The following is a 13614-nucleotide window of genomic DNA, read 5'->3' on the forward strand; positions in this document are numbered from 1 at the left end:
GCCCAAGCGCAGATCCAACTTCACTTTTTTGATAGCATCCAGCGCTTTCCACATAATCGCTACAGCCAATTTCACTCATAAACAGCCCTCAGCCCACTGAGCGAATGCCAGTTGGCTCACACAAATCACATCAACGACTTCTGGTGATATGGAGCTGGCAATTTTTGCCTTCAACAAAGCACAAGCCTGCGACTGGTACAAGCTGCCCGCCACCAAGCCCGGCGTGGCCGGTACATCCCGCTGCGCTTGGCCTGGGGGCCGGCAATGCCCTGCTCACGCAGGCGCTGGCCTGGGCGAAAAGCCACGGTGCGCGCCGTGTTCGGCTGGGGGTCACCCACGCAGACTCCCCTGCCATGCGCTTGTACCGTGTACATGGCTTTCGCCCTGTGGGAGACATGGAGCCGCTGCGCGAAGGCTCTGATCTGATGGCGCAGGCCATAGAACTTGTGTGCGGCGAGCCGGTTGCAGGCTTAAGCTTGGGAATGGGCTCAGGGGGCTGCTTCAGGCTGTAAGCTGCCCTTCGATATGCAGGCCCAGATGGCGGCTATCCTAGCGCCGCACGCGCGTAGGTGACGCTCTGTGCAGAACGGGAGCAACTAGAAAAACCATGTACCTGAAGACACTTCGCATCCAGGGCTTTCGTCGCTTTGACGACCTATCACTCAGTTTCAAGGATGGCCTGAACGTTATCGTTGGCCCCAACAACGCGGGAAAGACCGCAGTTGTCGATGCGCTGCGCGTACTTCTGGCGGCAAGCGACGAGGGCAACCTCCGCCTCACGGAGCTGGACCTACACGAGAGGCCAGGCGAACCGCCGAGCCCAACAGCAACGTTCACGTTCGTGTTCAGTGGCCTATCCGAGCAGAACGAGGCAGACTTCTCCAACGCCCTCATCGCCATAAAGGGCACAGACGGCAAAGCGATAGAGCGCTACGACGCGCAGTTCTCCGTGCAGTACACCCAAGCCGAGCCCGGTGGTCGACTCCGCCTACGTCGTTGGGTTGGCCTGCACGAAGAGAACTCGATGACTACCGAGATGCTTGAAGAACTTCGGGCCATCTACCTGCAACCGCTGCGGGACCCAGAGCAGGGGCTCAAACCTGGTCGGCTGAGTCAAATTTCAAAGCTCATACAAAACATGATGCCTGACAAGGCGGCTCGGAAGGAGTTGGTCGAGAAGCTAACAGCCATCGATGAAGAACTGGCGAAGAACGAGCCCATTTCAACGACCAACACGGCCATATCGACCAAGCACGAGTCGATGCTCGGGGCAGTGCTTTCCCAAGACCTCAAGCTTGACCTGACGACTAGCGACTTCAACAGGTTCGCAGCGCGGGTGGGCATGGCAGTCGGCGGCCGAGATGTCGCGCAGAACGGTCTTGGATTCAACAACCTCATTTACATGGCAGTGGTACTCAGCGAACTGGCCTTCAACAAAACCGCGGCTTACTGCGGATTGCTTGTCGAGGAACCCGAAGCGCATCTCCACCCGCAGCTACAGGCCATCCTTCTCGACCATCTGAAGACTGTCGAGCAACCGGTCGCCAGCGAGCGGCCAGTTCAAGTTTTCGTCACAAGTCACTCCCCAAATTTCGCAGCACTCGCAGACATCGACTCGATTTGCTGCGTCTACGACGGCCCAAACGGGCCAGTCGCTTTTGCGCCACGTGACGTGGAATTCGGCAAAGGCAAGAAAGAGAAGTTGCAGCAGTACCTCAACGTGACCCGCGCGGAACTGTTCTTCGCTCGTCGCATTGTCTTCGTCGAGGGTGCGGCAGAGCTGTTCCTCGTTGAGGCCTTGGCTAAGAAGACGGGGTACGACCTGCGCAAGCACTCCATCAGCGTCATCAGCACCGACGGTTTGAACTTCGATGCATTTCTTCCACTGTTCGGAGACAAGGCGATACAGATTCCTGTGGCGATCGTCACCGACGCCGACCCGGCCGCGCCAGACCAGTTCCCTGCAGCCGAGGACGCACTGAAGCTCTCCGCAGCCGCCACCGCAATCTCAAAGGCTGAGGACGAGTACGTGAAGTGCTTCTTCGCGCAGAAAACCCTGGAGTACGACCTCGCCTTGGACGCGACGCGCAGGGGGCTCATGGTCGAAGCCTTGACTGAGATTCACCCAATGATTGGTGCCGACCTAAAGGTCGTTGTCGACAGCGCCGCTACAGACCAGGAGAAGGCAAAGCTTCTCTTCACCGGGATGTTCGACCGACCGGAAGGCAAGGCCAATGTGAAGAAGGGCCAGTTTGCTCAAGCGCTTGCGCAGGGCATCTCTGAGTCGAACACCGCGATAGAACTGCCGGCCTACCTGAAGTCCGCGCTAGACTCAGTGACCGGCATCGTCTCGAAGGGGCCTGCTGGTGTCTGAGTTCCAGGCTACGCCCGAGCAGCAAGCAATCATCGATGCGCCCCTTAAGCCCCTTGCGGTTGTTGCCTGCCCTGGAAGCGGAAAGACCGCTACTGCGGTCCGTCGCGTAGCTGAGATACGTCGCCGGCTTGAGGTGGCGGGCTCGCGCGGTCACGTTGCCTTGCTTTCTTTCTCCAACATCGCAGTCGACACTTTCCGAGACGAGTATCGGCAGTTACGAGGACGGTGTGGCGATTCAGACCGAGTTGTCATCCAAACCGTCGATTCGTTCCTCACTACCTTCATCCTGCGCTCACATGGCTCCCGCACGATGAATTGCCCTCGAACGCCATACTTGGTGCTGGGCACTGAGCCCTTTCTTTCCAGCTTCCGCTTCGGCGACCCGAAGCATCCCATCGGAGTGGATGAACTTGCGTTCGACCTCGAGAACGGAAAAGTCGTAGTTCACCGTAGGTTCAAGAGCGGCGGGGCTCAGCGTCTTGATGACACCCTTGCTAAGGTCGCTAAGCAGAAGGTTGTCGCACTTGCCGCGAAGGGCGCTTACACCTACGGAGCCGGGCGCATCTGGGCGTTGCTCCTCCTCAAGAATGAGCCGCCAATTACCAAGGCCCTCGCGCGCAGATTTCCTCACATCCTGGTAGATGAAGCACAGGACATCGGACCATTTGAAGGTGCCTTGCTCGATAGGCTGAGCGCCGCAGGAAGCACCATATCTCTCGTCGGAGACTTTCATCAGAGCATCTACAGCTTTAACTTCGCAACAGGCGAGTACCTCCGCAAGTTTGCTGATAGCGCCGATGTCCTCAGGCTGCCACTCACACAGAACCGTCGTTCGGTGAAATCTATCGTCAGTGCCGCAAACTTGCTCGCGGGGACAGATTCGACCCACTCCCGAACACCGCCCGCACGCCTGACCGGGGCGTATTTCTGGCGTTACGACGTGAAAACCCTCCCTGAGTTCATGTCGTCCTGGGTATCTACCCTGAATACTGCCGGCTACTCCATCGACGAAGCTGCCGTTCTGTGCCGCGGCAGTGGCCTGCTGGCTAAGCTAACGACTGAGACCAGTGAGATTGGCCGGTCGGCGGTCAAACACTTTGCGAGCGCTGCCATCGAACGAGAGCAAGCCGCTGATATTTCGAAGGTCTTGGAGCACTGCGCAAAAGGCGTCCTGGCTATCGTGTCGGGCCTGCCGGATAGCTTCATCTCCGATCTCAAGAACATGCGTGGCGACGCTGATGTGAAGACGCTTCGCCGACTCATGTGGCCTCTGATTCGGACGCCTGCAATCGGTATCCCCCGAGCAACACTAGCGGCCAGGACCTCATGGTTAACCGGGCTGAAGAAGAACTTGAACAATTGGCTGACGCTGGTTGAGCAGAGAACCACCTTCAAGCGTGAGCCGACCTGGAGCAAACGAGTAACTGCTGCGGAACTCCCCAGCACAGGACCACTCATCGCTGTCGACATCGGCCAGCACGATTGGTCTGCGTTGCGGTGCGGGACGGTTCACTCGGCGAAGGGTGAAGGCATACCCGCGGTCATGTATCTGACCAACAAGGGAGACCTCGAAGCACTCGTGGCCGGCACGGGCGATGAGGAGGGCCGCATCGGCTTCGTGGCCGTCACACGGGGCCGAGATTTGCTCGTGGTGGCTATCCCTTCTAGGACGCCCGATGAGACCAGCGAGAAGCTGAAGATGCGTGGCTTTACGGAGTCAGGGCCTGCGCAATTAGCGGCTGCAGCTGCAGCGATGGCTACGTCGGTGGTCCCCGGCACTGCTGTAGCCGTTGCTTGACTAGAGCCGCGCTTCAACTTGGCATGAAATCACGCGTGCATGTGCTGACGCGTCCGGCGTTCGACTAAAGCCCGCCCACGCTGCACAGCAGGCATAGCCCGACAGCCTTCAAACACCCACAACAAGCCCCTCCCCCACAAAGAAAAAGCGCAGACCCCGTCTGCGCTTTTTTTGATAGCTTCCAGCGCCCGCTACACAAGCGCTACAGCCTTTATTTACCCTAAACCGGCCCTCACCGCGCCGTGGTGTCCGAGGCGATGGGGATGTAGAAATCCCCTCCCGCCTTGTTGAACTCGGCGGCCTTGGCCTGCATGCCCACGGCAATGCCTTGCTCGGCGGCCACACCTTGTTGTTTGGCGAAGTCGCGCACTTCCTGGGTGATCTTCATGGAGCAGAACTTGGGGCCGCACATGCTGCAGAAATGGGCCACCTTGGCGCTGTCCTTGGGCAGGGTTTCGTCGTGGTAGGCCTGGGCGGTGTCGGGGTCCAGGCCCAGGTTGAACTGGTCCTGCCAGCGGAAGTCGAAGCGGGCCTGGCTCAATGCATCGTCGCGCGAGCGGGCACCCGGGTGGCCCTTGGCCACATCCGCAGCGTGGGCGGCAATCTTGTAGGCAATGATGCCTTGCTTGACGTCATCACGGTTGGGCAGGCCCAGGTGTTCCTTGGGCGTGACATAGCACAGCATGGCGGTGCCAAACCAGCCGATCATGGCGGCGCCGATGGCCGAGGCAATGTGGTCGTAACCGGGGGCGATGTCGATGGTCAGCGGGCCCAGGGTGTAGAACGGGGCCTCGTGGCAGTGCTTGAGCTGCTCCGTCATGTTCGCCTGGATCATGTGCATGGGCACATGGCCGGGGCCTTCGATCATGGTTTGCACATCGTGCTTCCAGGCGGTTTGCGTCAGCTCGCCCAGGGTCTTGAGCTCGGCAAACTGGGCTTCGTCGTTGGCATCGGATGCGCAGCCGGGGCGCAGGCCGTCGCCCAGCGAGAAGCTGACGTCATACGCCTTCATGATGTCGCAGATGTCTTCGAAATGCTCGTAGAGGAAGCTCTCGCGGTGGTGGGCCATGCACCACTTGGCCATGATGGAGCCGCCACGCGAGACGATGCCAGTGCGTCTGCTCGCCGTGAGGTGGATATAGGCCAGGCGCACGCCGGCGTGGATGGTGAAGTAGTCCACGCCCTGCTCAGCCTGTTCGATCAGCGTGTCGCGGAAGATGGGCCAGGTCAGGTCTTCGGCAATACCGCCCACTTTTTCCAGGGCCTGGTAGATGGGCACGGTGCCAATGGGCACGGGCGAGTTGCGCACAATCCAGTCGCGCGTGGTGTGGATGTTTTTGCCGGTGGACAGGTCCATGACGTTGTCCGCACCCCAGCGAATGGCCCAGACCAGTTTTTCCACCTCTTCTTCGATGCTGGAGGTGACGGCCGAGTTGCCGATGTTGGCGTTGATCTTGACCTTGAAGTTGCGGCCAATGGCCATGGGCTCGATTTCAGGGTGGTTGATATTGGCCGGGATGATGGCGCGGCCGCGTGCCACCTCGTCGCGCACGAATTCGGGGGTGATGATTTGGGGGATGCTGGCGCCCAGGCTGTTGCCGGCCAGGCGGGCCTCGCGGGCCGCGTCCTGCATGTACTCGGCCATCCACTCGCGGCGGCCGTTTTCACGCAGGGCCACGTATTCCATTTCCGGCGTGATGATGCCGCGCTTGGCATAGTGCATCTGGGTCACGTTCTGGCCGCTCTTGGCGCGGCGCGGCTGGCGTTGCAGGGCTGCGGCCTCGGCGCGCAGCTGGGCCACGCGGGCATCTTCCTCGCCGCGCTTGCCGCCGTCGTCCAGGGCCACGCGCTGGCGGCCCACATAGAGCTCGCTATCGCCTCTGGCCTCAATCCAGGCGCCGCGCACGCTGGGCAGGCCTTGGCGCACATCGATGTTCACCGCCGGGTCGGTATAGGGGCCGGAGGTGTCATAGACGCTGACCTGCTCGCCGTTGGTGAGCGCAATATCGCGCACCGGCACGCGCAGCTCTGGGTGCACCTGGCCCTGCAGATAGCTCTTGGTAGAAGCCGGAAACGGCTGGCGCGACTGGGCCAGCAGCTCCGCAAAACGGGTGGCGTCCGGCGCATTGCCAGCGGCGGGGGTGAAGATGGAATCAGGGGCGTTCATCGCGGTCTCCTCAAAGCGGTGGAAATGCATCAACGCTCCGTGGAGTGCTGGACCGCTCTGATTGGGTGTGCCAGGGCTGTTTGCCATTGCACACCACCACCTGGGTCCGGCGCTGCAGCAGATCCAGAGATCCATCTGTGCTGCGCTTTTCCTCTGCCATACAAGATGACAGCCATGGCCGACACGCCCCAGGGTCAGCCCATCAAAGACAAAACCCCAGTGCGCGAGGCGCCTGGGGTGGGCAAGGCAGCGCGGATGGGGGCATGTGCAGCGGTTTCTCCAAACCCACTTTGCCTGTTGTCCTTGCGCCCTGCTTCAGGGTCCCGCTCTTCTTCCGCCGGTATGAACCGGATCAAGTTCGTCGGGTTCGTTTGCAGCCATTTTTCAATGGCTGCTCACATCTCAGCGCTTTCGCACACCCCGGAGCAGTGGGCAGTATAGGACATGAACTCATGCGCCAGGACAAAGACCCGTTTGTGCAACCCGCCTATGCGGTGGCAAGCCAGGGTTGTCGCGATGCCGATTTGTCCCCCGCCCGAAGAAGGCGGGGGCAGCGTCCAGCCGCTCAGCGCGTGTTCACGATCTCAGAACGTGTTTACGTTTTCAGAAGGCGAAACCTTTTAGCTCGCCCCACTGCTCCATGGACGCGCGCGAGGAGCGCCAGCTGTTGATGGGGGCGCTGCAATCCTCATAGCCCAGGGCCATGCCCACGGCTATTTGGTAGCCCTGGGGCAACTCCAGCCTTTCGGCCAGAAGATTGCTGTAGCGGCGCCAGAATCCCTGAGCGCAGGTGGCCAGGCCCTTGGCGCTGGCCAGCAGCATGAAGGACTGCAGGTAAATGCCCAGATCCATCCACTGAGCCGGGCCCATGCGCTGCTCCATGGCCACGAACAGGCCGACGGGGGCGCCGAAGAAGCGGCCGTTCCTGGCCAGTTGCTCCAGGCGCGCAGGTTTGTTGTCGCGCCCTATGCCGATGGAGCGGTACAGGTCTTCGCCGTTCTCGAAGCGCCGGCTGCGATAGGGCTCCCATAGCTGGGGCGGGTAGCTGATGCTGGACTCTTCGGGCTCGGCTGCGGCCACGGCAGCCAGCACCTCGGCCAGGGGCTCGCCCGTCAGCGCCAGCACGCGCCAGGGCTGCATGTTACCGCCCGATGCGGCCTGGGCCGCCTTTTCCATCAAGTCGCTCACCGTGGCCGCATCGGGCACCCGGGGAAGAAAGGCACGCACCGAATGGCGCGCCTGCAAAGCCTGTTCTACGTTCATCACTTACCGTCCATCAATCAAGCAAACACTGCGAGCCATCTGAGTCTGCAACGCATAAAATTGGCGTGCCCCAAAACGAAGGACAGCAAGCAAGGGCCGCCCCGCAGCGTGGCTGTCGTCCCCCTTAAGAACGTGTTTACGATCTAAGAACGTGTTTACGATCTCCTCAGTGCCGCGCCAGTGTCTTTGCGGGATGGGATACAAGGCGCGACACCGCAGCAATAGCCGTGCTATTGCGAGGATTCGCAACGCTGTAGACCACCCGCAAAGGCACTGGCCCCAAGAGTTGGAGCGAAATCGGGCGATTTCTTCGCGCTGGCCCTTGCTTGCACCCCGGTGCAAGCTGCAGCCCATCGACTCGAACTCATCCCGATTGCGCTCCAACGCGGCAGCGTAGAGATCGTAAACACGTTCTAAGGGGGAAGGCGCGTAAGCGACTCAGGGGGTCTCATTTATTTCCCCATGATCTTGTCTATGTTGTCCTTGTCAAAGGCCTGGGGCCGTTGGGATTCGCAGGGCACGCAGTCCTCGACCTTGCTGCGCTCGGAGAGCTTGGCAATGGCTTCCCAGAGCAAGGCGATCTGTTGCTCGTGCGCCAGCGTGCCTTCGCTGAGACTCTTCATGGCCTGGGCCACGGGGTCCAGGTCCTGGGTGATGCCGTAGGCGGTAAATGGCGTGGGCACAGCCTGGGCGCTGCCTGCCTGCTCCTGTGCGGGGCCGGCCTTGTGCGCGGGCTGGGCATCGCTCTCGGTCACGTCGGCGCTGTGGCCGTTCTTGCTGGGGATGATGCGCGCAGGTATGCCCACGGCCGTCGCACCTGCAGGCACGGGTTTGATGACCACGGCATTGCTGCCGATCTTGGCGTCGTCGCCCACCTCGAAACCGCCGAGCACCTTGGCCCCGGCACTGACCACCACGTTCTTGCCCAAGGTGGGATGGCGTTTGGCGCCCTTGTACAGCGAGGTGCCGCCCAGGGTCACGCCCTGGTAGATGGTGCAGCCGTCGCCGATCTCGGCGGTCTCGCCCACGACCACGCCCATGGCATGGTCGAAGAAGACGCGCTCGCCGATCTTTGCGCCCGGATGGATTTCGATTCCTGTAGCCCAGCGCGCCAGATGCGAGATGAAGCGCCCCAGCCACTTGAAGCCCCTGTTCCAGCACCAGTGCGCAGGCCGGTGCAGCCAGATGGCATGCAGGCCCGGGTAACAGGTAATCACCTCCCAGGTGCTGCGGGCCGCTGGGTCGCGGTCAAGAATGCACTGGATATCGGAGCGCAGGCGTTCAAGCATTAATCGACGGCAAAGTTATATGTTTCTAGGGGCGCCCAGTCTAACGGCTCGGCGGCTGGCTTTGCAGCATGGCCTTGGCAACACCGCGCAGGATATGGATTTCCTCGGCCGTGAGCTGCGCGCGATTGAAAAGCTGGTTAAGCCGCGGCATGAGCTTCTTGGGCGCGGCCGGGTCCAGAAAACCGATATGCGCCAAGGCCTGCTCCCAGTGACCGAGCATGCCGCCCACTTGGGCTGCATCCGCACGCTGGGCCTGGACCGCAGGCTCTGGTGCGGCAAAGCCACCCAGAGCCTGGCGCCACTCATAGGCCAGCACCTGTATCGCCGCTCCCAGGTTGAGGGAGCCGAACGCGGGGTTGGACGGAATGGAGAGCGCCACATCGCAGCGGTAGACATCCTCGTTGCTCATGCCAAAGCGCTCGCAGCCAAACAAAAAGCCCACGCCGCTCTGATTGCAGCGCGGTCTGTTTTCAGCATTCAAATCAGCCTCTAGCGCTTGCTCATCAAGCGCTTCCAGCTCTCCTTTCAGGAGCATTTCGAAATGCTGGCGTGGCCAGCGCGTGGGCGGTCCGAAGTCGCGCGGCGTCATGGCCGTGGCGCACAGATGGCTGATGCCGTCCAGTGCCTCGTCCAGTGTCTCCACCACACGCGCCTGGCCCAGCACGTCCAGGGCACCGCTCGCGCGCTGGATGGTCTCTTCCTTGCGCAGCACATTGGCCCAGCGCGGACGCACCAGCACCAGATCATCAAACCCCATGGTCTTCATGGCGCGCGCCGCCGCGCCCACATTGCCAGCGTGGCTGGTTTCTATCAGTACGAATCTTGTCTTCATGGACATGCAAGCCGCCACCCTGTGCGCACAGACTTAAAGCCCCTTTCTGGGGCTGGCCTCGCGCACAGCGCAGCAAAAAAATGATCAAGCCGGTTAAAATCGCGCGCTATTGTCGCCGCCCCGTATCGCCGGACGCGGTTTTTGCGCTCTTACCCGCGTTGCACAGCCCACTTTGGCGGCTGATACCTCCACGCCTCACAATTTATGTCGTCTACCCTGCACCCCATGCTCAACGTGGCCATCAAGGCTGCCCGCGCCGCCGGCGCCATCATCAACCGTGCCGCTCTCGATGTGGAATCCGTGCGCGTTGCGCAAAAACAGGTAAACGACTTTGTGACCGAAGTGGACCGCGCCGCCGAAGAAGCCATCATAGAGACGCTTTTGGGCGCCTACCCAGGCCACGGCATTCTGGCCGAAGAGTCGGGCCGGGATCACGGGGCCAAGAATTCCGACTACGTATGGATCATCGATCCGCTGGACGGCACGACCAACTTCATCCACGGCTTTCCCGTTTACTGCGTGAGCATTGCCCTGACCTTCAAGGGCAAGGTCGAGCACGCCGTGGTCTATGACCCCACGCGCAACGACCTGTTCACTGCCACGCGCGGACGCGGCGCCTATCTCAACGACCGCCGCATACGTGTCTCCAAGCGCACCCAGCTCAAGGACTGCCTGATTTCCACGGGCTTTCCGTTCCGCCGTGGCGACAACTTCCGCCAGTACATGCGCATGCTCGGCGAGGTCATGCAGCAAACTGCCGGCGTGCGCCGCCCGGGCGCTGCAGCCCTGGATCTGGCCTATGTGGCAGCCGGCTTTGCCGATGGCTTTTTCGAAGCCGGCCTGTCCATCTGGGACGTGGCCGCAGGCTCGCTGCTGGTGACCGAGGCCGGCGGCCTGGTCGGCAACTTCACGGGCGAAGCCGACTTCCTCGAGCAAAAGGAATGCCTGGCCGGCAACCCGCGCATCTATGGCGCCCTGGTTCCTCTGGTCGGCAAATACAGCAAGTTCGCGGCCGCCGGCGAAAAGGCTGAAGTGCGCCAGGCCCTGGCCGATGAAGCCGGCCAAGCCCATGAGGGCCAGGCCTCCGAGCCCGAAACCGGGGCCGGCGAGCAGCCCCAGGCCTGACAGCCCCAAAACTAAATCCAGAGCCGGTACGGCCAGAACGATTCGTCCTGCTCGTACCTGCGTGCGAATTCGGCCGGAGAAAACCCCGTAATCCTGCGCACGGCCCGGCTCATATGGGCCTGGTCGGAGAAACCGCCCTGCAGCGCCATGTCGGCATAGTCCAGCGCCAGGCCTTGCTGCTGGCGCCGCACGCCCTCCTCGAACAAGGCCTCGGTGCGCACAATCGCCTGCCACTCACGCACCGAGCGCCCGCTGAACCGCTTGATGCGCCTCTCCACCTGGCGCGGCCCCAACTCGCTGCGCCAAGCCCGTGCCTTGAGCCCCAGACGCATCAGCCAATGCCGGCCAAACATGGCCAGCGCCGGCAACGCATCCGCCTCGCGTCCTCGCAACTCGCACCAGCACGGTGCCAGATGCTCGACCAGGACGGCCATGGTGGCCGCATCGTCCTGTACGGACAGCACGGCTTCGCACAAGAGCTGCCAAGCAGGCCCCAGCGCCTGAACGGCCGGCACAAAGCGGTCCTGCGTGACCTGCAGGTCCAGGCCGAACAGCTCGCGCGCCGCATCGGGTGAAAAGCAGGCCATGCAGCCGCGCCCCGCCTGCGGCATCCAGCTCACCGTCGGCCGGGTCTGGCTGCCCGAGAGCATGACGGGGCTTGCATCTTCCAGCCATAGGCTGCGCGCCCCCTCCTCCTGCACCACCCGGCCGTTGCGGCCTTGCTGAGTCCAGGAAAGACAGACCATGGGTGTGGCCGGGAAGTGGGAAAGCCTTTGTGCATCGCCGAGCTCCAGCCCTCTGGTATCCCGGCACACCAGGGCCAGCAAGCACCCCTGCAAGACTGGTGGCGGCAGATACAGCCGCGCATGCGGGGCGGACAAAGACAGGCGTGGTGCCCTGGCCTGGGCCTGGGGACAGGCCGATAAGAGATGAGAGGCAGCGCTCATGGGCCGAGTGTAGAGGCCTGTGCGCAGCCTGGCAGCAAGCACTGCGGATGACGTTTTCGTTCAAGACCTGGGCTCGCACCAGGCCCAACATGAGGCCATGCAACACAACCCTCACCCCGGCGATGACGCAGAACGGCACTGCCCTTTTTCCGCCCATCCACCTTCGGCGATCACCGCCAATCCAACAGCGACCTGGCCGCCTGGCCCGCCTTCGGGACTTACGGGCTGGGGCCTGCTCAGGCAGATGGAGCGCGATCTGCTGGGCACGCTGGCCGCATGGCAGCGGCTCTATGGCGATATCTTTCATGTGCGCACCTGGCCCGAGCACCAGATCATGGTTCTGGATCCAGCCCTGGCCCGGGAGCTGCTTGCAAGCAGACATGAGGAGCTGATCCGCTGGGAACACGGACTCAAGGTGCTTTCCCAGCTTCACGGCAGCAGCGTTCTGATCAGCGAAGGCCAGGCCTGGCGTGCCAAGCGCCAGGCCCTGCTGCCGGCCTTTGCACCCAAGGCCGTTCAAGCCGGCCTGCCCGACCTGGTCGCCACCGCCGAAGCCGCACTCAAGAGCTGGCCTGCGCAAAGCGAGGACTGGCCCATGGAGGAAGCGCTGACCACCTTGACCATGGACATCATCATGCGCCAGGTCTTTTCCCTGCCCATGGGCAGGCATGAGCAACAAGCCCGGCACAGCCTGCGCACGCTGAGCCAGGCGGCCGACCGCGAGTTCTACCACCCGCTGCGCTGGCCCGATTACATGCCCTGGAAAAGATCCAAGCGCCAGGCCAAGGCCTGGCTGCATGGCTTCATAGACCACCAGGTCCAGACACGCCTGGGCCAGGAGGGCGGGCCCGAGGACCTGCTCGGCCGCCTGCTGGGCCTGCACCGCGAGCAACCACAAGTCTGGAGCCTGCAAGCCGTGCGCGATGAATGCATGACGGCCTTCCTGGCCGGCCATGAAACCGTGGCCAGCACCCTGACCTGGTGGGCCTGGTGCATGGCCGCTCATCCTGAGGCCCAGGAAGCTGCGGCCCAGGAAGTGCTGGATTCCCTGCAGCACAGCCCACCCATGGCCCAGGGCCTGGGCCAGTTGCGCCAGCTCGGTCTGGGCCTGCAGGAGACCATGCGGCTCTACCCCGCAGCCCCCGTGCTCATCAGCCGGCGCAACACCCGGCCGCTGAAGCTCGGGTCCTGGCACTTTCCCGCACGCACCATGTTCATGGTTCCTCTAGGCCTGATACAGCGCGATGCACGCTGGTTTGCCGAGCCCGAGGCCTTCAGGCCCCAGCGCTTCGAAGAAGCGGTGGAACGCGGCAGCCATATGCCGTTCGGCACAGGCCCCCGCGTCTGCCTGGGTCAGCACCTGGCCAGCACGGAAATGAGCGTGATCGCAGCCATGCTGCTGCAGCGCTTCAGGCTGCTCCCCCTGCCCGGGGCTCGGCCACCACGACCTCTGCTGCACATCACGCTGCGGCCCGCCACGGCCCTGCACCTGCGGCTTGAGCCGCGCCAGCCGAAGAGCTGCTGACCCGGGACGACCTGAGCCGGCTCCATGACCGGTGCACACGATCTCCATGCGGGCATGTTTGAATCCGGGTTTTGACGACTGTTTTGTACTTCCCGCTTCAAGCATGGCCCGATTGACCGATTTGTGGAGCTCAGCCATCGACTGGCTAGCTGCCCATGGAGTAGCCCCTGTTGTGCACTGGCTGGATGTCGCCCCCCTGGTGGGCGACGTCCGGGAGATTGCCGAATCCGTGCTCATTGCAGCCTTGCAGTTGTTCCTGATTGCCTGCGTGATGCGGCCGCTGGAGCGGCCTGG

At 62.4% G+C, this 13614-nt stretch carries 10 protein-coding genes and 1 riboswitch; of the genes, 5 read left to right on the top strand and 5 right to left on the bottom strand.

Annotation, left to right across the window (positions count from 1 at the left end; genetic code table 11):
* The first annotated feature begins 104 nt into the window (after positions 1–104).
* The 3 genes from G486_RS23390 (at position 105) to G486_RS21730 (ending at position 4172) form a co-directional block, all read left to right on the top strand.
* Positions 105–512 (top strand): GNAT family N-acetyltransferase, encoded by a 408-nt coding sequence (locus G486_RS23390; protein WP_084455110.1) that lies wholly within the window; start codon positions 105–107, stop codon positions 510–512.
* Between the two features lie 95 nt (positions 513–607).
* Positions 608–2374, top strand: a complete 1767-nt coding sequence (locus G486_RS0107385; RefSeq protein WP_027014968.1) for an ATP-dependent nuclease — start codon at positions 608–610, stop codon at positions 2372–2374.
* Positions 2367–4172: a UvrD-helicase domain-containing protein gene (locus G486_RS21730; RefSeq protein WP_169728582.1), complete on the top strand. Its 1806-nt coding sequence runs from the start codon at positions 2367–2369 to the stop codon at positions 4170–4172. Before G486_RS0107385 ends, G486_RS21730 begins: the two co-directional genes overlap by 8 nt.
* A gap of 232 nt (positions 4173–4404) precedes the next feature.
* Here G486_RS21730 and thiC read toward each other — a convergent pair whose 3' ends face one another.
* From thiC to G486_RS0107410, 4 genes are all read right to left on the bottom strand, one after another.
* On the bottom strand, positions 4405–6339 hold the full coding sequence (thiC, locus tag G486_RS0107395; RefSeq protein WP_027014969.1) for a phosphomethylpyrimidine synthase ThiC: 1935 nt from the start codon (positions 6337–6339) through the stop codon (positions 4405–4407).
* A gap of 312 nt (positions 6340–6651) precedes the next feature.
* Positions 6652–6772, bottom strand: a riboswitch (TPP riboswitch).
* Positions 6773–6942: 170 nt separating this feature from the next.
* Entirely contained in the window at positions 6943–7602 is a 660-nt protein-coding gene (locus tag G486_RS0107400) for a nitroreductase (RefSeq protein WP_027014970.1), read from the bottom strand.
* A gap of 452 nt (positions 7603–8054) precedes the next feature.
* On the bottom strand, positions 8055–8891 hold the full coding sequence (gene cysE, locus G486_RS0107405) for a serine O-acetyltransferase (RefSeq protein WP_027014971.1): 837 nt from the start codon (positions 8889–8891) through the stop codon (positions 8055–8057).
* 40 nt (positions 8892–8931) lie between these two features.
* On the bottom strand, positions 8932–9723 hold the full coding sequence (locus G486_RS0107410; protein WP_027014972.1) for an RNA methyltransferase: 792 nt from the start codon (positions 9721–9723) through the stop codon (positions 8932–8934).
* A 204-nt stretch (positions 9724–9927) separates the two neighbouring features.
* Between G486_RS0107410 and G486_RS0107415 the strand changes: the two genes are divergently transcribed.
* On the top strand, positions 9928–10848 hold the full coding sequence (locus tag G486_RS0107415; protein ID WP_027014973.1) for an inositol monophosphatase family protein: 921 nt from the start codon (positions 9928–9930) through the stop codon (positions 10846–10848).
* Between the two features lie 11 nt (positions 10849–10859).
* Here G486_RS0107415 and G486_RS0107420 read toward each other — a convergent pair whose 3' ends face one another.
* Positions 10860–11795 carry an AraC family transcriptional regulator gene (locus G486_RS0107420; protein WP_027014974.1) on the bottom strand — a complete coding sequence of 312 codons (936 nt, stop codon included), beginning with the start codon at positions 11793–11795 and terminating at the stop codon, positions 10860–10862.
* Between the two features lie 244 nt (positions 11796–12039).
* On the opposite strand from G486_RS0107420, the gene G486_RS0107425 reads away from it, so the two are divergent.
* Positions 12040–13320, top strand: a complete 1281-nt coding sequence (locus G486_RS0107425; protein WP_027014975.1) for a cytochrome P450 — start codon at positions 12040–12042, stop codon at positions 13318–13320.
* Positions 13321–13614: the final 294 nt, after the last annotated feature.

Origin of the sequence: Comamonas composti DSM 21721 (genome assembly GCF_000429845.1) — a bacterium.
GTDB lineage: Bacteria > Pseudomonadota > Gammaproteobacteria > Burkholderiales > Burkholderiaceae_C > Comamonas > Comamonas composti.